General features: G+C 66.7%; 18 protein-coding genes. 12 read left to right on the top strand and 6 right to left on the bottom strand.

Features of this window, described 5'->3' with window-relative positions; all coding sequences use genetic code 11:
• The first annotated feature begins 20 nt into the window (after nucleotides 1-20).
• Nucleotides 21-596 carry a UbiX family flavin prenyltransferase gene (locus JQ639_RS04665; protein ID WP_211969183.1) on the top strand — a complete coding sequence of 192 codons (576 nt, stop codon included), beginning with the start codon at nucleotides 21-23 and terminating at the stop codon, nucleotides 594-596.
• A gap of 34 nt (nucleotides 597-630) precedes the next feature.
• Here JQ639_RS04665 and JQ639_RS04660 read toward each other — a convergent pair whose 3' ends face one another.
• Together JQ639_RS04660 and JQ639_RS04655 are read right to left on the bottom strand one after the other, a co-directional pair.
• Complete coding sequence (locus JQ639_RS04660; protein ID WP_211969184.1) at nucleotides 631-852, bottom strand: transcriptional regulator; 222 nt, start codon at nucleotides 850-852, stop codon at nucleotides 631-633.
• Between the two features lie 81 nt (nucleotides 853-933).
• Nucleotides 934-2,028: a LacI family DNA-binding transcriptional regulator gene (locus tag JQ639_RS04655; RefSeq protein ID WP_211969185.1), complete on the bottom strand. Its 1,095-nt coding sequence runs from the start codon at nucleotides 2,026-2,028 to the stop codon at nucleotides 934-936.
• A 322-nt stretch (nucleotides 2,029-2,350) separates the two neighbouring features.
• Here JQ639_RS04655 and JQ639_RS04650 point away from each other — a divergent pair, with 322 nt between their 5' ends.
• From JQ639_RS04650 to JQ639_RS04605, 10 genes are all read left to right on the top strand, one after another.
• Nucleotides 2,351-3,424, top strand: coding sequence for a maleylacetate reductase (locus tag JQ639_RS04650; protein ID WP_211969186.1), 1,074 nt, complete (start codon nucleotides 2,351-2,353; stop codon nucleotides 3,422-3,424).
• A 7-nt stretch (nucleotides 3,425-3,431) separates the two neighbouring features.
• Nucleotides 3,432-4,793: an amidohydrolase family protein gene (locus JQ639_RS04645; protein WP_211969187.1), complete on the top strand. Its 1,362-nt coding sequence runs from the start codon at nucleotides 3,432-3,434 to the stop codon at nucleotides 4,791-4,793.
• A gap of 3 nt (nucleotides 4,794-4,796) precedes the next feature.
• Nucleotides 4,797-5,702, top strand: a complete 906-nt coding sequence (locus JQ639_RS04640; protein WP_211969188.1) for an NAD(P)-dependent oxidoreductase — start codon at nucleotides 4,797-4,799, stop codon at nucleotides 5,700-5,702.
• A 24-nt stretch (nucleotides 5,703-5,726) separates the two neighbouring features.
• Nucleotides 5,727-6,599: an intradiol ring-cleavage dioxygenase gene (locus tag JQ639_RS04635; protein WP_211969189.1), complete on the top strand. Its 873-nt coding sequence runs from the start codon at nucleotides 5,727-5,729 to the stop codon at nucleotides 6,597-6,599.
• Between the two features lie 64 nt (nucleotides 6,600-6,663).
• Entirely contained in the window at nucleotides 6,664-8,064 is a 1,401-nt protein-coding gene (locus JQ639_RS04630) for an FAD-linked oxidase C-terminal domain-containing protein (protein WP_211969190.1), read from the top strand.
• Nucleotides 8,061-9,596, top strand: a complete 1,536-nt coding sequence (locus tag JQ639_RS04625; RefSeq protein WP_211969191.1) for a sugar ABC transporter ATP-binding protein — start codon at nucleotides 8,061-8,063, stop codon at nucleotides 9,594-9,596. The genes JQ639_RS04630 and JQ639_RS04625 overlap by 4 nt, the downstream gene beginning before the upstream one ends.
• Nucleotides 9,589-10,539: an ABC transporter permease gene (locus tag JQ639_RS04620; protein WP_211969192.1), complete on the top strand. Its 951-nt coding sequence runs from the start codon at nucleotides 9,589-9,591 to the stop codon at nucleotides 10,537-10,539. Before JQ639_RS04625 ends, JQ639_RS04620 begins: the two co-directional genes overlap by 8 nt.
• Nucleotides 10,536-11,513 (top strand): ABC transporter permease, encoded by a 978-nt coding sequence (locus JQ639_RS04615; RefSeq protein ID WP_211969193.1) that lies wholly within the window; start codon nucleotides 10,536-10,538, stop codon nucleotides 11,511-11,513. Before JQ639_RS04620 ends, JQ639_RS04615 begins: the two co-directional genes overlap by 4 nt.
• A 41-nt stretch (nucleotides 11,514-11,554) precedes the next feature.
• A complete protein-coding gene (locus tag JQ639_RS04610; protein WP_211969194.1) occupies nucleotides 11,555-12,526 on the top strand; it encodes a sugar ABC transporter substrate-binding protein in 972 nt (323 codons plus the stop codon).
• A gap of 126 nt (nucleotides 12,527-12,652) precedes the next feature.
• Nucleotides 12,653-12,940, top strand: coding sequence for a YciI family protein (locus JQ639_RS04605; protein ID WP_211969195.1), 288 nt, complete (start codon nucleotides 12,653-12,655; stop codon nucleotides 12,938-12,940).
• A 59-nt stretch (nucleotides 12,941-12,999) separates the two neighbouring features.
• Here JQ639_RS04605 and JQ639_RS04600 read toward each other — a convergent pair whose 3' ends face one another.
• From JQ639_RS04600 to JQ639_RS04590, 3 genes are all read right to left on the bottom strand, one after another.
• Nucleotides 13,000-14,604 carry a DHA2 family efflux MFS transporter permease subunit gene (locus tag JQ639_RS04600; protein ID WP_211969196.1) on the bottom strand — a complete coding sequence of 535 codons (1,605 nt, stop codon included), beginning with the start codon at nucleotides 14,602-14,604 and terminating at the stop codon, nucleotides 13,000-13,002.
• 4 nt (nucleotides 14,605-14,608) lie between these two features.
• A complete protein-coding gene (locus JQ639_RS04595; protein WP_211969197.1) occupies nucleotides 14,609-15,826 on the bottom strand; it encodes an HlyD family secretion protein in 1,218 nt (405 codons plus the stop codon).
• A gap of 302 nt (nucleotides 15,827-16,128) precedes the next feature.
• Entirely contained in the window at nucleotides 16,129-17,067 is a 939-nt protein-coding gene (locus JQ639_RS04590; protein ID WP_211969198.1) for a GlxA family transcriptional regulator, read from the bottom strand.
• Nucleotides 17,068-17,190: 123 nt separating this feature from the next.
• Here JQ639_RS04590 and JQ639_RS04585 point away from each other — a divergent pair, with 123 nt between their 5' ends.
• Nucleotides 17,191-17,991 (top strand): SDR family NAD(P)-dependent oxidoreductase, encoded by an 801-nt coding sequence (locus JQ639_RS04585; RefSeq protein WP_211969199.1) that lies wholly within the window; start codon nucleotides 17,191-17,193, stop codon nucleotides 17,989-17,991.
• A 123-nt stretch (nucleotides 17,992-18,114) separates the two neighbouring features.
• Here JQ639_RS04585 and JQ639_RS04580 read toward each other — a convergent pair whose 3' ends face one another.
• The gene (locus JQ639_RS04580; RefSeq protein ID WP_211969505.1) at nucleotides 18,115-19,146 is read right to left on the bottom strand and encodes a TRAP transporter substrate-binding protein; all 1,032 of its coding nucleotides are present in this window, start codon (nucleotides 19,144-19,146) and stop codon (nucleotides 18,115-18,117) included.
• Nucleotides 19,147-19,181 lie beyond the last annotated feature (35 nt).

Genomic DNA, 19,181 nt, shown 5'->3' with positions numbered 1-19,181 from the left:
CGTTCGAACGGGAGCATGATGTGACGGACCGGCCGCGCCTGGTGGTGGGAATTTCGGGAGCCTCGGGCGTCGCCTACGGCGTGCGCCTGCTCAGCTTGTTGCGTCAGACCCCGGTCGAGACGCATCTCGTGGTCTCCAGGGCGGCGGAGATCGCCATGGCTCATGAAGGGCCGCTGAAGGTCGCCGATGTGCGCGCGCTCGCCGACAAGTGGTACAAGGCTGACGACATCGGCGCGTCGATCGCCAGCGGCTCGTTCAGGACGCGGGGCATGATCATCGCGCCGTGCTCGGTGCGCTCAATGTCGGAGATTGCCACCGGCGTGACGTCGTCATTGTTGACGCGCGCGGCCGACGTCGTGCTGAAGGAGCGTCGCCGGCTGGTTCTGATGGTGCGGGAAACGCCGCTGCACACCGGGCACCTGCGCACCATGACTGCGCTGTCCGAGATGGGCGCGGTCATCTTTCCGCCGGTTCCGGCATTCTACGCCGATCCGCAGAGTATTGCCGACATGGTCGATCATACGGTCGGGCGGGTGCTCGACCTCTATGACATTGATGTCGGTGCGGTGAAGCGTTGGGAAGGCAAGAACGGCTAGGAAAGGCAGCCAGAATTTCGCCCCGCAGCAGCGATCAGCTGCGACGGGCCTTCGTGGGCGGCCTCCCGGTTTGCCGCTCCTCGCGCAATTCCTGTTGTTCTTCGTCGTGCGCTTCCCTGGCGAGACGCAGGGCGCGCAACCGCGCCATGTTCTCTCGCACGAAGGCATCGCGCGCGCGGCGTTCAGCCATCGCGACGACACCTTCTGCTGCGGCCTTTGCGCGACGTTCCCTGAGAGCTTGCGGATCATAGGTCATGGAGGGTCAACGACCCGGCGGCATCTTTGTTCCGTTCCGCCTCGCTGCGGGTTCCCGACGTTGCGGTGTCCTGCGGGCGCTTCAGGACGGTGCGAGATCCGCGTCGCGATGGATCGTGCTGCGGAGCCGCGCCACGGACGCCCGTTCGATCAGTTCCGGTTTCAGCACCACGCGTGACGTCTTGATCGGCGTTTCGTTGATCAGCGCGATCAGAAGGCTCGCAGCCTGCGCGCCAAGTTCCGTTGTCGGTGTCAGAATTGTGGTCAGCGCGGGGGCGATGGCGTCCATGAACTGCATGTTGTTCATGCCGATGATCGAGATGTCGTCGGGGCAGCGGATGCCGCGCGCCTGCAGATGGCGCAGCGCGCCGATCGCCAGCATGTCGTTGGCCGCTGCGATCGCGGTGATGTCCGGATGGCTGCGCAGCAGTTCGGCACAGGCGATCTCGCCGTCCTCCACCGTGAACTCGGCGCCGAACACGATCGCCGGCACCACGCCGTCGCGGGCGAGGGCGCGGCAGGCATTGCTGAAACCGCGGTGACGGCCGTAGCCGGTCGAGACGTTCTGCGGGCCGGCGATGTGCGCGATGCGGCGGTGACCCCGCGCGGCGAGATGCCGGACGGCGATCTCCATCGCCCTGGCGTCGTCGACCCGTACGCTGGGGATCAGGTCGGACTCGGGATCGCGGAAGACGGCGACGGTCGGGACGTTGGCCTCGATGCACGCATCTACTGCCGGATCGCAGCGCGCGAAGGTCGCAACCGCGAGGCCCTCGACGCCCTGGCGGATGAAGCGTTCGATCACCGCCGCCTGCCGTCCCGGGACGTTGTCGGTGTTACCGACCAGGGTGACGTAGCCAATCTCCGCAAAGCGATCCTCGATGGCCCGCACGATCGGAGGGTGGACCGGGTCGCCGAGGTTGGAGACGATCACGCCAATGGTGCGCGAACGCTGGGTGCGCAAGCCCGATGCAAGCGCGTTGGCGCGATAGCCCAGCTCCTTCACGCACGCCTCGACCCGTTCGACCATCTCCGGTGAGATCAGATGGCGCTTCTCGGGGTTGAGCGCGCGCGACACCGTCGACCAGTGCACGCCCGCGAGCTTCGCCACATCGATGATGGTGGCGCGGCTCGGACGGTCGCTCGACGCGGTCTTCGACGTTGGCTTGCGCGGCATTCAAGATCCCGTGAGTCTGTCGGACATCCTTTTAGCTCAACTCCGGGACGATGGCACGCGAGGTTCGCGCCTTCGAACCAGGGCCGTGCTGCGATCCGCCGCAGGGCAATCGAGATGCCAGCAAAATCCACGACTTGTGCACTTGCGAAGAGCGGGTTCGCAAAAACAGGCTAAAATCCCCGTTGACAAACGTGTGCATGAACCGTACCCCTGCAGCCGGGAAAACGTGGGCGCGCCTTGTCGAGGCGCGAACACGCGCAAGAAAAACCGTGCGCTGCGCCTGGCGGCGCGCATAACGTGGCGCGTGCGAAGGATTTGGGCGATGGACCGTTTCGTCTATCAGTCGGCACCCATGCGTGTGCTGTTCGGCTCGGGAACGCTGGCGGAATTGCCGGCGGAGCTCGAGCGGCTGTCGATCGCGCGCGCGCTGGTGCTGACCACGCCGCCTCAGGAGCCGCAGGGCCACGAGATTGTCGCGTTGCTTGGCGATCGCGCCGCCGGGCTGTTCGCCGGCGCGACCATGCACACGCCCGTTGACGTCACCGAGCGGGCGATGGCGCAGGTCCGCGCGCTGAATGCCGATGGTGTCGTGGCGGTCGGCGGCGGCTCGACCACCGGTCTCGGCAAGGCGATCGCACTGCGCACCGACCTGCCGCAGGTGGTCGTGCCGACGAGCTATGCCGGCTCGGAGATGACGCCGATTCTCGGCGAGACCCGTGACGGCCTCAAGACCACACAGTCCAGCCCCAAAATCCTGCCGGAGACGGTGGTCTACGATGTCGATCTGACGCTGTCGCTGCCTGCAAGCATGACAGCAACCTCGGGCATGAATGCGATCGCGCATGCGGTCGAGGCGCTCTATGCGCGCGACCGCAATCCGATCATCTCGTTGATGGCGGAGGAAAGCATCCGCGTACTCGCCCGTGGCTTGCCGCGGATCGTGGCCTCGCCCGGCGATCGCGAGGCGCGTTCCGATGCGCTCTATGGGGCGTGGCTCGCGGGTACGTGCCTCGGCGCCGTCGGCATGGCGCTGCATCACAAGCTCTGCCACACCCTTGGCGGCACCTTCGACCTGCCGCATGCCGAGACCCACACCATCGTGCTGCCGCATGCCATGGCCTACAATGCTCCGGCCGTGCCCGATGTCGCGGCGCGGATCGCCCGGGCGCTTGGCGCAGCGGATGCGGCGCAGGGGCTTTATGATCTCGCGCGCAGCCTGCAGGCCAAACTCGCGCTGCGCGACATCGGCATGCCGGAGGCGGGCATCGACAAGGCCGCGGAGTTGGCGGTGACCAATGCCTACTGGAATCCGCGTCCCCTTGAACGCGGCGCCATTCGCGACCTGATCGCGCGAGCCTGGGCCGGCGAGGCGCCGGTCACGGTTGCGCTGGTGTGAGGCCGGGATGACGCGCACCCTGATCAAGGCCGCAACCGTCATCACCATGGACGAGCGCCTCGGCGACATGGCCGGCGCCGACATTCTCGTCGCGGGCGGGCGGATCGTGGAGATCCGGCCGGGCATCGATGCCGACGACGCCGATGTGGTCGAGGGGCGGGGACGCATCGTCATCCCAGGGCTGATCAACGCCCACATGCACACCTGGCAGACGGCGCTGCGCGGCTATGCCGCCAACTGGACGCTGCTGGCCTATTTCCGCCGCATGCATGCGGGGCTTGCAACGCTGTTCACGCCGCAGGACATCCATATCGCAACGCTGGTCGGGGCGATCAACCAGATCAACATGGGCACAACGACCCTGGTCGACTGGTGCCACAACAACCCGACGCCGGCGCACACCGACGCCGCCGTGCGCGGGCTGCTCGAGAGCGGCATCCGTGCTGCGTTCTTCCATGGCTCGCCCAAGCCGGAGCCGAAGCCCGGCCAGCCCCATTTTTCGGAGGTGCCGCATCCGCGCGCCGAGGTCGAACGGCTGCTGTCGGGTCCCCTTGGCTCAGGTGACGGTCTGGTCAGGCTCGGCCTGGCGATCCTCGGTCCTCACTATGCGACGCTGGACGTGTCACGGCATGACTTCCGCATGGCGCGCGAACTCGGCCTCATCGCCTCGATGCATCAGGGTGGCGGACCGGCGAAGACTCCAGGTGGCTGGGAGGCGCTGATCGCCGAGAATCTCGTCGGGCCCGGCGTCAACATCGTCCACGGCAACGACCTGTCGGACGAGCTGCTGCGCCGCTTCGTCGATCTCGGCGTGTCGTTTTCGGTGACCCCCGAGAACGAGATGATCCAGGGCCATGGCTTTCCCATCACCGGCCGGCTGCTGAAGCTCGGCGCGCGGCCGTCGATCGGTATCGATCTGGAGTCGGTGCTGGCCGGCGATCTGTTCGGCGCGACGCGGGTAGCGCTGTCGACCCAGCGGGCGCTCGACAATGCCGCGGCGCGGCAAGCGAACGGTGCGATCCCCGACCAGACGACCATTCCGGCACGCGAGGCGCTCCGCTGGATCACGGTGGAAGGCGCGCGCATGCTCGGCCGCGAGAGCGAGATCGGTTCGCTGTCCCCGGGCAAACGCGCCGACCTCGTGGTGATCGACGCCGATGCGCTCAACCTGTTTCCGGTGCACGATCCCGTGGCGACCGTGGTGATGCAGACCAGCCTCGCCAACATCGAAGCCGTCATGATCGATGGCGTCTGGAAGAAGCGCGGGGGACGGCTGCTCGCGAGCGGCCTTGATGGCCTCAAGCAGCAATTGGCGCAATCGGGCGAACGGCTCGTGCGCGGAATCGAAACTCAACAGCAGGCGAGCTGACCGATGACCATCACGACCAATACCTCCATCGCCTGGATTGGCGTCGGCAAGATGGGGTTGCCGATGGCGGCGCGCGTGGTGGCGGCCGGCCATCCGGTAACCGGCTATGACCCGAGCCGCGAGCGTCTCACGGCAGGGCAAGCACAAGGCATTCAGCCGGCCGCGTCCGCGACCGAGGCGGCCACTGGGAAGCAGGTGGTATTCACCTCGCTGCCGGACGACGCGGCGCTGCGCGCGACGGTGCTCGCGGACGGCGGGTTGTTGCAGGTCATGGCGGCTGGCGCTGCGCTGATCGAAACCAGCACGGTCAGCGCCGAAATCTCCGCCGAAGTCGCTGCGGTTGCTGCGGCGCGCGGGATTGCGTACCTGCGCGCGCCGGTGTCCGGCAACGCCAGCATCGCCCACACCGGCGCGCTGACCTGTTTCGTGTCCGGACCCAAGGCCGCGTTCGAGGCAGTTCGCCCGCTGCTTGCGGCCATCACCCGGGCGCAGACATATCTTGGCGAAGCCGAGGAAGCCCGCTTCGCCAAGCTCGCGGTCAATCTGATGATCGCGGTGTCCGCCGGCATGATGGCTGAAAGCCTCGCGCTGGCGCGCAAGGGTGGCATCGTCTGGCAGGATATCCTGCAGGTGCTGGACGACAGCGCGATCGCCTCGCCCATGGTCAAGTACAAGACCGCGCCACTGCGCACGCGCGATTTCCTTTCGACCTTCTCCTGCCGGCAGATGGCCAAGGATCTCGACCTCATCCTGTCCGCCGGCCACAGCGTCGGCGTGCCGCTGCAGCTCGCCGCCCAGGTGCGCGAGACCTACGGATCGCTGGTCGCCCAGGGCGACGGCGAAACCGACTTCATTGCCACCGTCCGCCATGTCGAGCGCCTGTCGGGGCTCGACGAACCCAAGCTGTGATCATCAGCCCTTGCGAGAGCTGCCATGCGCAATTTCAACGAGCACACCATCACCGACGCCGTGATCGCCCGGAACAGCGAGACGTGCGAGCCGCGCATCAAGGAGATCAGCGAAGCGCTGGTGCGTCATCTCCATGCCTTCGTGCGTGAGGTGCGCCCCACCCAGAAGGAGTGGGAGCAGGGCATCGATTTCCTCACCCGCACCGGTCACATGTGCGACGACAAACGTCAGGAATTCATCCTGCTGTCGGACGCGCTGGGGGTGTCGATGCTGGTCGATGCCATCAACCATCCGCAGCCGGAGGGCGCGACCGAGACCACGGTGCTCGGCCCGTTCTATGTCCAGGCTGCGCCCGACAAGGCGCTCGGCGAGGATATCTCCGGCGGACTGGAAGGCGATCCGCTGCTGGTCACCGGCTCGGTGTCGTCGCCTGATGGCAGGCCGCTCGCCGGCGCGACCATCGACGTCTGGCACTCGGACGACGACGGCTACTACGACGTGCAGCAGCTCGAGAAGATCGGCGATCTGGCGATGCGCGCGCGCTTCCATGCCGACGACAACGGGCGCTTCCATTTCTGGTCGATCAAGCCGGCCGCCTATCCGATCCCGCATGACGGCCCGGTCGGGCAGATGCTGGAGGCGCAGGGCCGCCATCCCTGGCGGCCGGCGCATGTCCACTTCATGATCTCGGCGCCGGGCCATGAGCAACTCGTCACCCATGTGTTCGTCGCTGGCGACAAGTATCTCGACTCCGACGTGGTGTTCGGCGTCAAGGACAGCCTGATCCGCGAGTTCGTGCGCCGCGAAGCGGGGACGGCCCCCGATGGCCGGCGCATGGACGCACCGTTCTATCATCTCAACTACGATTTCGGATTGAAGCCGGGCGCATCGCGCTGACGGCACGACCGGCCAACGGACCGCGCAAGAGTCCGCCGCCGCACTTGCTTACGGGGAGGGTGACATGGGACTGCCGCTCGATACCACGAGCCTGCTCGAGAGCCTGACACAGATGGTCGGGGAGCGAGCCACTACCGCGCGCGGCGTGCTGGAGCAGCACGGCCGCAGTGAGGCCTATCACGCCAGCCGGCCGCCGGATGTGGTGGTGTTTCCGGAGACCACGCAGGAGGTCGCCGAGATCGTGCGGCTGTGCGCGCGCGTCGGCATGCCCATCGTACCGTTCGGCGCCGGCACGTCGCTGGAGGGCAATGCGGCGGCGCTGTCCGGCGGGGTGTGCTTCGACTTCGCGCGCATGAATCGCGTTCTCAAGGTTCACGACAAGGATATGGACGTGGTGGTGCAGCCCGGCATCACCCGCAAGCAGCTCAATGCGCAACTGCGCGATACCGGCCTGTTCTTCCCGATCGATCCCGGCGCGGACGCTTCGATCGGCGGCATGTCCTCGACGCGCGCATCCGGCACGATGGCCGTGCGCTACGGCACCATGAAGGACAATGTCATGGCGCTCGAGGTCGTGCTGGCCGACGGGCGGATCATCCGCACCGGCGGCCGCGCCCGCAAGTCCTCCGCCGGCTACGATCTGACACGGCTGTTCGTCGGCGCCGAGGGCACGCTCGGCGTCATCACCGAGATCACGCTCAAGCTGCATCCCTGGCCGCAGGCGATCTCGTCGGCGGTGTGCAGCTTTCCCACCCTGCACGACGCGGTCGAGACGGCCATCAGCATCATCCAGTGCGGCATCCCGGTGGCGCGCGTCGAACTGCTCGACGACGTCATGATGCGGGGCATCAACGGCTACGCCAAACTCGGCTACCGCGAGGCGCCGACGCTGTTCTTCGAATTCCACGGCACCGATGCCGGTGTCGGCGAGCAGGCCGAGTTCGCGGAGGCGATTGCCGCCGACCATGGCGGAGAGGGCTTCCAGTGGGCCCGCGCCGCCGAGGACCGCACCCGCCTGTGGCACGCCCGCGACAATACGCTGTATGCCGGCATGAGCCTGAAGCCGGGCGCGCGGGCGATGATCACTGACGTCTGCGTGCCGATCTCGCGGCTCGCCGAATGCCTGGTCGAGACGCGCCGGGATGTCGAGGCGAGCGGGCTGATCGGCCCGATCGTCGGCCATGTCGGCGACGGCAACTTTCACATGCTGATGCTGATCGATCCCGGCAACGCCGACGAAGTCGCCCGCGCCAAGGGGGTGCACAGCCGCATGGTCGCCCGCGCCATCGCCATGGAAGGCACCTGCACCGGCGAACACGGCATCGGCGCCGGCAAGATCGGCTTTCTGCAGGACGAGCACGGCGATGCCGTCGATGTCATGCGCAGCCTCAAGGCAGCGCTCGACCCGGCGGGCCTGATGAACCCCGGCAAGATTTTCACGCTGGCCAAGGAGGGGCGGTCATGACGGAGGTCATTTCAGCGGCTGCGCCGCGGGCTGCGGGCCAGGCGGCGCCGCTGTTCGAGCTGCGCGGCATCAGCAAGGAGTTTCCCGGCGTCAAGGCGCTGGACGACGTGTCGTTTGCGGTATGGCCGGGCGAGGTTCACATGCTGCTCGGCGAGAACGGCGCCGGCAAGTCGAGCCTGATGAAGGTGCTATGCGGGGCCTATCGCGCCGACCGCGGCGAATTCTATGCCAACGGCGACAAGGTCGAGATCAATTCCGCCGCGGACGCCCAGCGTCTCGGCATTGCGGTGATCTTCCAGGAATTCTCGCTCGTTCCCTATCTCAACATCGCCCAGAACATCTTTCTGGGTCGCGAGCCGGCCGGGCCGCTGCCGGGCACCATCGATCGCCGCCGCATTCTGTCCGATGCCAAGCGCATCCTCGACATGGTCGGATTCGACATCGATCCCTCGACCAAGGTCGAGAAGCTCGGCGTCGCGCAGCAGCAGATGGTTGAGATCGCCAAGGCAATCAGCCAGAACGCCCGCATCCTGGTGATGGACGAGCCGACGGCGGCGCTGTCCGACCGCGAGTCGGAGCTGCTGTTCGCGCTGATCGCACGCCTCAAGGCCGACGGCGTCGCCATCATCTACATTTCCCACCGCATGGCCGAAGTGTTCGCCATGGGCGATCGCATCACCGTGCTGCGCGACGGCCGCCGCATCGACGAGGTGCTGCCGGGCGAGGCTTCGCCGGACCAATTGGTGCGGATGATGGTCGGCCGCAATGTCGACATGAGCTACCCCCGCAATTTCGCGACCGAGCCCGGCCGCGTCGTGCTGGAGGTCAAGAACCTGTCGGCATCGACCGGCATCTCCGACATCAATCTCACGGTGCGGGCCGGCGAGATCGTTGGCCTGTGCGGCCTTGTCGGGGCCGGCCGCACCGAGGTGGTGCGGGCGATCTTCGGCGCCGACAAGGCGTCGGCCGGAGAGATCATCTTCGAGGGCAAGGCGAAGAGCGGCGGTCCGGACGAGGCGTCACGGCTCGGCCTCGCCCTGATCCCGGAAAGCCGCAAGACCGAAGGTCTCGCGCTGCTGCGTTCGGTCGGCGACAACCTCGTGGTCGCGGCGATGCGCAAGCTGTTCCCGAGCGGACTGTTCGACCGTGGCGCGGCCAGCCGCACCGCGGATGGTCTCGTGCAGCAGTTGCGCATCGCGACTCCCGGCGCCAAGCAGGCGGTCGGCCTCTTGTCCGGCGGCAACCAGCAGAAGGTGGTGATCGGCAAGTGGCTCGCCGCCGGCGCCAAGCTGTTCATTTTCGACGAACCGACCCGCGGCATCGACGTCGGCGCCAAGTCCGAGATCTTCGCGCTGATCGATCGCCTGGTGGCGGAAGGGGCGGCGGCCCTGATGATCTCGTCGGAGCAGGCCGAGATCTGCCATGTCTGCGACCGCGCCTATGTGATGCGCGACGGCCGCATCGCCGGCGAACTGTCGCGCGCCGAACTGACTGAGGAAAACATCGTGAGGCTGGGGATGCACCATGCGTGAGACCGTGATCGCCCTGCCGGCCAATCCGCTGCAGCGGATTCCCGGCGTCGCCGTGATGCTCGTGCTGCTGGTCGTGCTGTTCGGCCTGATCGCGCCGGGCTTCCTGTCCGTGCCCAACATCTCCAACGTGCTGGTGCAGTCCACCATCCTGCTGATGCTGGCGCTGCCGATGACCCTGATCATCATGACCGAAGGCCTCGACCTGTCGATGGGCGCGGTACTGACGCTCACCTCGCTGGTGGTCGCCATTGTCGCGGTCGCCACCAAATCGGTGGTGCTGGCGCTCGGCGCCGCCGTGCTGGTTGGCGTCGGCTTCGGCATTGCCAATGGCTGGCTGGTCGCCTTCGTCGGCATTCCGCCTTTCGTCGCGACGCTCGGCACGCTGGGCATGGCGCAGGGCTTGTCGCTGATCGTCAGCGACGGCCAGAGCGTGGTCGGCATCCCGGCTGGCCTGCGCGGCGTCTATTCCGGCGAGGTCGCGGGCATTCCCGCGCCGATCCTGCTGGCGCTCGGCACCTATCTCGCGTTCCACGGGCTGCTGTATCACACCCGCTTCGGCACCTACATCTTTGCGCTCGGCGGCAACCGCGAGGCGCTGCGCTATGCGGGACGTTCGCCCGGCCTGCTGCTGGTCGGCGTCTATGCCATCGGCGGCGCCATGGCGGGGCTCGCCGGCCTGCTGATGACCGCGCGGATGAACTCCGGCCATCCGACCGCAGGTCTTGGCCTCGAGTTCGACGCCATCGCGGCTGTCGCAGTGGGCGGGACCTCGTTCGAGCGCGGCAATGGCTGGCTGCTCGGCACCGTGCTCGGCGTCATCGCCGTTGGCGTGCTGCGCAACGGTCTCAACCTGCTGGCGCTGCCGTCCTCCGTCCAGGTGGCGAGCGTCGGAATCCTGGTGATCGTTGCACTGTTCGTCGATGGATTGCGGAGCCAGTCATGACCGATGTGAGCAAACCGATGGCTGCGCCGCCGCGCGCGTTCATGTCCGACGACGTCGTCCAGGTGTTCTACCGCCTGCTGGCGGCGCTGCTGATCTGCGTCGCGCTGAGCCTGCTCAGCGACTCCTTCCTCAATCTCAACAACATCCTCAACGTGCTGCGGCAGGCGAGCCTGATGTTCTTCATCGCCGCCGGCCTGACGCTGGTGGTGCTGACGGCTGGCCTCGACCTGTCGGTGGGCGCCAACGTGGCACTGTCGGCCTGCCTTGCGGGCACCGTGATCAAGCTGACGGGCTCGCCGGCGCTCGGCGTTCTGACGGGCCTTGCCGTCGGCGGGGCGGTCGGCCTGCTCAACGGCCTGATGGTGACGGCGCTGCGCATTCCCTCGTTCATCGCGACCTACGGCATGCTGTGGGTGCTGCACGGCCTGACCTACTGGTACATGGCCGGCGATACCATCCACGGTTTTCCGCCCGGCTTCCGTCAGATCGGCAGCGGCTATCTGCTTGGCCTGCCGATCCCGGTCTACCTGCTGCTGATCTTCCTCGCCATCGGCACCATCTTCGCCCAGCGCACCACCTGGGGGCAGGAGATCTATGCCATCGGCGCCAATCCGGTCGCGGCCCGGCTGTCGGGGATCCCGGTGTCGCGGCGTCTGGTGCTGGTCTACGTCATGTCCGGCCTGATGGCCGGCCTGGCGTCGATCATCTTCCTGGCGCGGCTGAACTCAGCCGAGGCGGATATCGGCGAAAGCCTGACGCTGCCGGCGATCGCCGCGGTGTTGATCGGGGGGACGTCGCTGTTCGGCGGCATCGGTACCGTGTTCGGCACCTTCGTCGGGGCACTGATCCTGACGCTGGTGCTCAACGGCATGAACCTGCTGCAGGTCAGCGCCAGCTGGCAACCGCTCGTCACCGGCGTGATCGTCATCCTCGCAGTCTGGCTCGACATGAAGACGCGCCGCCGCGGCCAATAACGACAATCGGTTTCAACAAGCCTGGAGAGGGAACGAACCATATGAAGACAACGAAACTTGCCATTCTGTCCGTGCTGGCGTCGACCGTCACTGCGGGCAGCGCGTTCGCCGACAACGAGACCATTGCGGTCTTCACCAAGAACCAGACCAATCCGTATTTCCAGACGGTTCGCGTCGGCTCCGACGCCGCCGCCAAGGCCCTCGGCGCCAAGACGCTGCACTACATTCCGACCAAGCCGGACAGCATTCCCGAGCAGCTCAGCCAGATCGAGGACGTCATCGTCAAGAAGCCGAGCGCGATCGTCTTCATCCCGGTCGACTACAAGGCGATGGTGCCGGGCGTCGAGGAGATCAACAAGGCCAAGATCCCGGTGGTCAACGTCACCGACCGCTCGGAAGGCGGCCGCTTCGTCGCCTTCGTCGGCGCCGACGATTACAGCCTCGGCCTCGAAACGGCGCGTTATCTGCTCAAGGCGATCGGCGGCAAGGGCAACGTCGTGATCCTGGAGGGCGTCAAGGGCTCGCTGACCAACGTCGATCGCGTCCGCGGCTTCTATGATGCGCTCAAGGAAAATCCCAATGCCAAGGTGGTCGCCGCCCAGCCGGCCAACTACCAGCGCCTGCAGGCGCTGCAGGTGATGGAAAACCTGATGCAGTCCAACTCGCAGATCGATGGCGTGCTCGCAGCCAACGACGCGATGGCGATCGGGGCGATCGAGGCGCTCGACGGCGCCAACCGCAAGGCTCAGGTCATCGGCGTCAACGGCACCAAGGAGGCGGTCGACGCCATCAAGGCCGGCAAGCTGCTCGCCAGCGGCGACTACAACGGCTTCGTGCAGGGCTGCGTCGGCACCATGATCGCGATCCGCTCGCTGCGCGGCGAACCGGTGATCAACGAGATCGTTCTCAAGCCGACGGTGATCTCGAAGGAGAACTACCAGCCGTACGACGTGCCGCTCGAGACGCGCAAGTGCCCGAGCTGGGACGAGGCGGTCAAGCTCGGTAACAAGTGATTCAGCAGGTGGGCATGGCCGGCCTCGGCCGGGCCGTGTCTGCTACGACCACACAAGACATCCCGCGCGTCCATCGTCGGCGCGCGGGATCGACCTTTTCAACGACGATCTTTCGGAGACTTGCCGATGCTGTTCGCCATTCATGCTCTCGACCGCGCGGGCGCGCTGCCGGTCCGGCAGGCCAATTATGACGCTCACAAGGCGTTCCTGTCTGACACCTCGGCGTTCGGCCTCAGCATCGTGATGTCCGGTCCGCTGGTCGCCGACGATGGCCAGACCATGATTGGCAGTCTGTTCCTGGTCGAGGCCCCCGACCGGGCCGCCGTGGAAAAATTCCATCACGCCGACCCGTTCTTCGCGGCCGGAATCTGGGAGCGGGTGGCGATCACCGCGTTCCTGCGCCGGCAGGGCTGAACGAGTCCCGAGAACCGCGACATCGGCCGCATCGCGCGGCCGGTCCCGCGGTTGCCGGATCAGTGTCCTCCGCCACCGGCGGCGGGGTTCTTCGGCTTGCCCGTCAGCATCAGGGCGATGGCTGCGAGCACCAGCACGAACGCGATCACCGCGAAGGTGTCGCTGAACCCGAGCACCAGCGCCTGGCGCTTCACTGTATTGCCGAGCGCGACGATCGCCTGGTGATGCGCCGCGTCCGGATCGGTGACACCGTGGGCCTGAAAGTAGGCGGTCAGCTGCGCGATCCGGGTGCGAACTTCCTCGCGATTGAGGTTGACGGCCTGGCCGATGATGTTGGAGTGGAACTGCTCGCGCTTGGTGACGATGGTGGCGAGCACGGCCGTGCCGATCGCGCCGCCGAGATTGCGCATCATGTTCGAGATGCCTGAAGCGGCGGCGGCATCCTGCGGCGCCACGCTGCCGAGTGTCACGGCGCTGAGCGGGGCTAGCAGCAGCGCCTGTCCGACTGCGCGGATGATGTTGGGCAGCCACAGCTGGTCTCCGGCATAGTCGACGGACATCGCGGTGTTGGCATATGAGCTATAGGCGAACAGCAGCGTTCCGACGAAGGCGATATAGCGAGCGTCGAAGCGCTGCATCAGCTTGGGGACGAACGGGATCAGGATCAACTGCGGCAGGCCGGTCCAGGCCAGGACCGCGCCGATCTGCTCGGCGTTGTAGCGCTGGACCTGGCCCAGATAGGCCGGCAGCAGGTAGACCGAGCCGAACAGCGCGAAGCCGACGAACACCGCGGCGAGGGTGCCGAGCCCGAAGCTGCGACGGGTGAGGAGGCGCATCTGCAGCAGCGGCTTCTCGACACGCAGCTCGATGATGATGAACAGCGTCAGGCTGACGGCGGCAATGATCGCGAGCCTGACGATGAACGGCGAGCCGAACCAGTCGTCCTTGTTGCCTTCCTCGAGCACGGCCTGCAGCGCCGACAGGCCGATCGCCATGGTCGCGATGCCGGCCCAGTCGCCTTCGCGCAGCAGGCCGAAGCGCATCGGTTCACGTTCGAGTGTGACATACAGCGTCGACACCATGATGATGGTGGGGATGACATTGACGAAGAAAATGGTCTGCCAGCCATAGTTCTCGGTGAGATAGCCGCCGATGGTCGGGCCGATCGCCGGCGCGAAGGTCACGGCGAGGGAGAACATCGCAAGGCCGATCGGCTGCTGTGCCTTGGGCAGCTTGGTGAACACGAGGGTAAAGGCCATCGGGATCAGCACGCCGCCGAAGAACCCCTGCAGGCCGCGCATCGCGATCATCGTCGGTAGGTCGGTCGCGAACGCGCAGGCCACAGAGAACGCTGCGAACAGCGTCGCATGCACAAGGATGATGTTGCGGAACGAGAACACCCGGCTGAGGTAGTCGGTGAGCGGAATGACGACGATTTCGCCGATCAGGTAGGACGTCGAGATCCACGAGCCGTTGTCGCTGCCGGTACCGATGCCGCCCTCGATGTCGAGGAGCGAGGCGTTGGTGATCTGGATGTTGAGGATCGCCATGAACGCGCCGATCATGGCGGCCATCACGGCGATCCACACGGTGAGAGGGGCGCGAGCGGTGGCGGGGGTGGCCGGGCGCGTCAGCGTTCCATTGGAAAGGGCCATGTCGGACATGACATCACCTCGTGCTCTCGAATGATGCGTCGCTTGTGCGAACGGCCGCTTCTGCCGGCTTGCCGGTGCTTCCACGGGTGTCGATGGTCGAGATCACCGACATGCCCGGGCGCAGTTCGATGGCGGCGCCCTGGTCGAGCGCGATCTTGACGGGAATGCGCTGCACCACCTTGGTGAAGTTGCCGGTGGCGTTGTCGGGCGGCAGAAGCGCAAACTCCTGGCCGCTGGCCGGCGCCAGGCTGTCGACATGACCGTGCACGCGCTGGCCCGGGAACATGTCGACGGCGATGTCCACCCGTTGTCCGGCGCGGACGTCGGTGAGCTGCGTCTCCTTGAAGTTCGCGACGACGTAGGCTGAGGCGACCGGCACCAGCGACATCAGCTGCGTGCCGGCCTGGACGAACTGTCCAGGACGAAGGGTGCGGTTGCCGACGATCCCTTCGATCGGTGCGGCGATCACGGTGTAGCCGAGGTTGAGCTCGGCCTGGCGGGCGATGGCGGCGGCGCGAACGGCCGCGGCCTCAGCCTGCGCGATCTCCGCCTTCGACAGTTCGAGTTGACGCTGCGCGGAGGCGAGGTTGGCGGTGTCACGGGCGATCACCGCCGCGGCGCTGGCCGCGCGCGATTGCGCCTGCTGGGCGTTCTGGACGCTGCCGAAGCCGGTCTTGGCGAGATCGCTGTAGCGCTTATTTTCCTGGCTGGCGAAGGTCTCGTTGGCGGTGTCGACGTCGAGCGTTGCCTGCGCCGCGGTGATGACCGAACGCTGCACGTCGAGCTGGGCGCGCTTGCTCGCGAGCGCCGCCTCGGCTGCGCTGACGTCGGCGCGGGCCTGGTCGAGGGCGACGCGGAAGTCGCGGTCGTCGATGCGTGCCAGCACCTGTCCGGCCTTGACCGGCTGGTTGTCGGCGACCAGCACTTCGCCGATGTAGCCGGAGATCTTGGGCGCGACGGTGGTGTTGTCGGCCTTGACGTAAGCGTCATCGGTCGAGACCAGGAATCGTCCGGTCGTCCAGTAGTCCCAGCCGTACCAGCCGCCGCCGGCAAGCAGGGCAACCGCCGCGCCCGCCAGCAGCAGCGAGCGCAACTGCGGCCGGCGTCCGGCAGGGACCTTTGCGTGGGGCTTTGGTTCGGCCGTGGCCGCACGGTCAAGGGCGGGCCGCAGTTCCTGAACATTCCCGGTGGCAGACATGTCGGCGTCGAGGGCTTCCAATGGCTGGGTCATGGCTCGGCTCCGGTGAGCTAACTCTCTGGCGTTTCGATCGAATTGTGCGAGGGCGTTGATCCAGCGCGGTCGCATTTAGGAAACTCGATATTTTCCAAAATAGGTGCGGCGGCACGGACGTCAATAGAATGATAGGCATCATTTAATTGCATGGCTCGTGACGGCGGCCGCGCCGGGGCGGGCACGGCGCGTCATCCACGGTTCAGCGAAGCTGCGAACGCGCGGCAAAAATGACGAAGGGACGGGCGTCAGGCGGCGCGGCGGGTGCGCACCGCCGGCGCGGTCAGGCCGGCGATCTCATGTCAGGTCGCGGTCCGGGCGTTGCGCCGGATCGCCTGGGGCGGCTGTCCGAAGGCGCGGACGAAAGCCCGCCGCATGCGTTCGCGATCGGCGAAGCCGGTTTCGGTGGCAACCACGTCGATCGGATGGCGACTCTGCTCCATCATCAGGCGTGCCGCCTCGAGACGCAGGTTCTCCACGGCCTTTGCCGGGGTCTGGCCGGTCTCCGCCCGGAAGGCGCGGCTGAACTGGCGCGGGCTGAGATGCGCGGCTTCCGCGAGCTCGTCCACCGACAGCGCCGATCGCAGATTGCTGCGGGCATAGAGCAGGGCGTTCTGGATGCGGTCGGATTTCGGGGAGAGCGCCAGCAGCGCCGAGTGCTGCGACTGGCCGCCGCCGCGCCGCTGATAGAGCACGAGCCGCTGAGCGACCGCGCGGGCGAGATCTGCTCCAAAATCCTTCTCGATCATGCCGAGCGCCAGGTCGACGCCCGCGCTCATCCCCGCGGAAGTCCACACCGGCCCATCGATGATGAAGATGCGGTCCTCCTCCACGCGCACCGCGGGATAGCGGGCCTTGAGTTCGCGCGCCGCCAGCCAGTGCGTAGTGGCACGCCGGCCGTCGAGAACGCCGGCTTCGGCGAGCACGAAGGCGCCGACACAGATCGAGGCCACACGACGGACCGATGAGAGGGCGTCGCGGGCGAAGGCGACCACGGCCGGCGGCGGCTCGGCGAGATCGAGACCGGTGCCGAAGATCAGGGTGTCCTGATCGGGAGTGCCAAGCGGCCGCGTCACGATCGGAATGCCCAGCGAGTTGGCCAGGAGGCCGCCGGATTCCGACAGGATCTCAATGGCGTAGAGGTTCTCCCCGGAAGCCAGGTTGGCGAACTCGAACGCCGACGCGGCGGCAAGGCTCATCAGCTGGAAGCCCGGCGTCAGCACAAACCCAATCCGCAGCATGGCGGGTCCCTCCAGGTTGGACATGGCTGAAAAGGTGGCATCTATGACATTTCAGTCAAGAGGCCAGCGACCTAGGTTCTGGGAGCGCCCCGCGATTGCGCCGGGCACGACGGAGTTCGAACCATGACACAGGCACACAAGGGAACGGCGCTGGTGACCGGCGCCTCGTCTGGCATCGGCGCGCTGTACGCCGACCGGCTGGCGAAGCAGGGCTATGACCTCATTCTGGTGGCGCGCAGCGCCGACAAGCTGCGCGACCTGGCGCGGACCATCAGCGACACCACCGGCCGCTCGGTCGAGGTGGTTCAGGCCGATCTTGCCGATCCGGCCCAGCTGCGGCGGATCGAGCAGGTGCTGAGCACCGATGCCAGCATCACCATGCTCGTCAACAACGCCGGTGTTGGTGCCACTGCGCCGCTGCTCGGCAGCGATATCGACGCCATGCAGGCGATGATCGCACTCAACGTGGTTGCGCCGACCCGGCTTGCCTACGCAGTTGCGCCGGCTTTCGTGACGCGCGGCCGCGGCACCATCGTCAACATCGCCTCGATCGTGGCCATCGCGCCGGAGCTGTTGAACGGCGTCTACGGCGGCAGCAAGGCATTCGTTCTGGCGTTCACGCGATCGCTGCAGTATGAACTCGCAGACAAGGGTGTCCGCGTGCAGGCGGTGCTGCCTGGCGCGACCGCGACGGACTTCTGGGGCATTGCCGGCACGCCTGTCGAGCATCTGCCGGGCGAGATCGTGATGCCGGCGACCGCCATGGTCGACGCCGCGCTTGCGGGACTTGAGCTCGGCGAGGTCGTCACCATTCCGTCGCTGCCGGACGCCGCCGACTGGCAGCGCTTCGAGGCGGCACGCGATATCCTGCGGCCCAACCTGTCGCGCGCGGTGCCTGCGGAACGCTACTTCTCTGCAGCATGAAAAGTCCGGTGACGGGCATGCAGGCCGTTGTTCACGCGGCCAGTGCCGTGGCCGTTGCGCTGGGCCATATCGAATAGAAGGAGGCAGCGCCGGCCGTCCGGCCGACGCTGCAGATGATGGCTGCTAGATGCCGGCGCCGTGCCGGGCGATGGCCGCCTGAAGCTCCGCGGCGATCTCGTCGGGGTTGCCGCCGGCTTTCTTCACCGCGTCGGCCCAGCTCGCGCGCAACGGTTCGAGCGTCGTCTTCCATTGCGACAGCTGTTCGGCGGTGAGGGAATAGACCTCGTGTCCCGGCAGAGCCTTCGCCTTGGCGCGGCCCGCGGCCTCGAAGTCGTTCCACGGTCCGGATAGCTTCGCGGCCCATTCCGAGGTGCAGTGATCGTCCATCACCTTCTTCTGGGCCGGCGACATCGCGTTGTAGGTGTTCAGGTTCATGCTGTAGGTGAACACCGTGGAGTAGAGCGGGGCGTCGAGGTGATACTTGACCACTTTGTCAATGCCGTAGAGGAAGATCGATCCCCACGGAAAGGCGATCTCGTCGGCGACGCCGCGTTCGAGGGCGTCACGCGATTCCGGAGCGGAGGCCTGCACGTTGGTGCCGCCCAGCAGCTTCACCATCTCGGCGATGGTGCTCTGCGCCGGACGCACCTTCACGCCTTTCAAATCCTCCGGCACGACGATCTTCTTCTTGCCGTGCAGCGTGCCGGGATCATGGATGAAGGCGAAGCAGAACTTGGTGTCCTTCATCTCCGTGGGCGCATGCTTGCGATACCATTCGTCGAGCGCCAGCGTGCCCTTCTTGGCATCGCCGAACTGGAACGGCAGCTGGCCTGCGGCGATGATCGGAAATCGTCCCGGCTGATAGCCCGGATTCACATAGGTCACGTCGGCGATGCCGTCGCGCGCCATGTCGTAGTGATCGAACGCCTTGCCGAGCTGTTCGGACGGAAACACCGTGGTCTTGATGGTGCCGCCGGAGGCCTTCTCGATATCGGCAGCCCAGGCCTGGGTCGCCGGCGTCAGCGGATGCGCCGGCGGCGCCCACAGCGAGATCTTGAGGTTGATCGTCTTGTCCTGGGCCATGGCGGGCACTACCGCCAGGGCGGCGAGGCCGGCGATGACGCCGGCGGCAAGGATGCGTTTGCGCGGCGGCATTTTCGCACGTGCGGGCCGGCGATGTGGTGTCGTCA

The sequence above is a fragment of the Bradyrhizobium sp. U87765 SZCCT0048 genome (genome assembly GCF_018131225.1).
In the GTDB taxonomy this organism is placed as follows: Bacteria; Pseudomonadota; Alphaproteobacteria; order Rhizobiales; family Xanthobacteraceae; genus Bradyrhizobium_A.
Note: the sequence above shows the minus strand (reverse complement) of the source record. Positions and strands in the feature narration are given on the sequence as shown.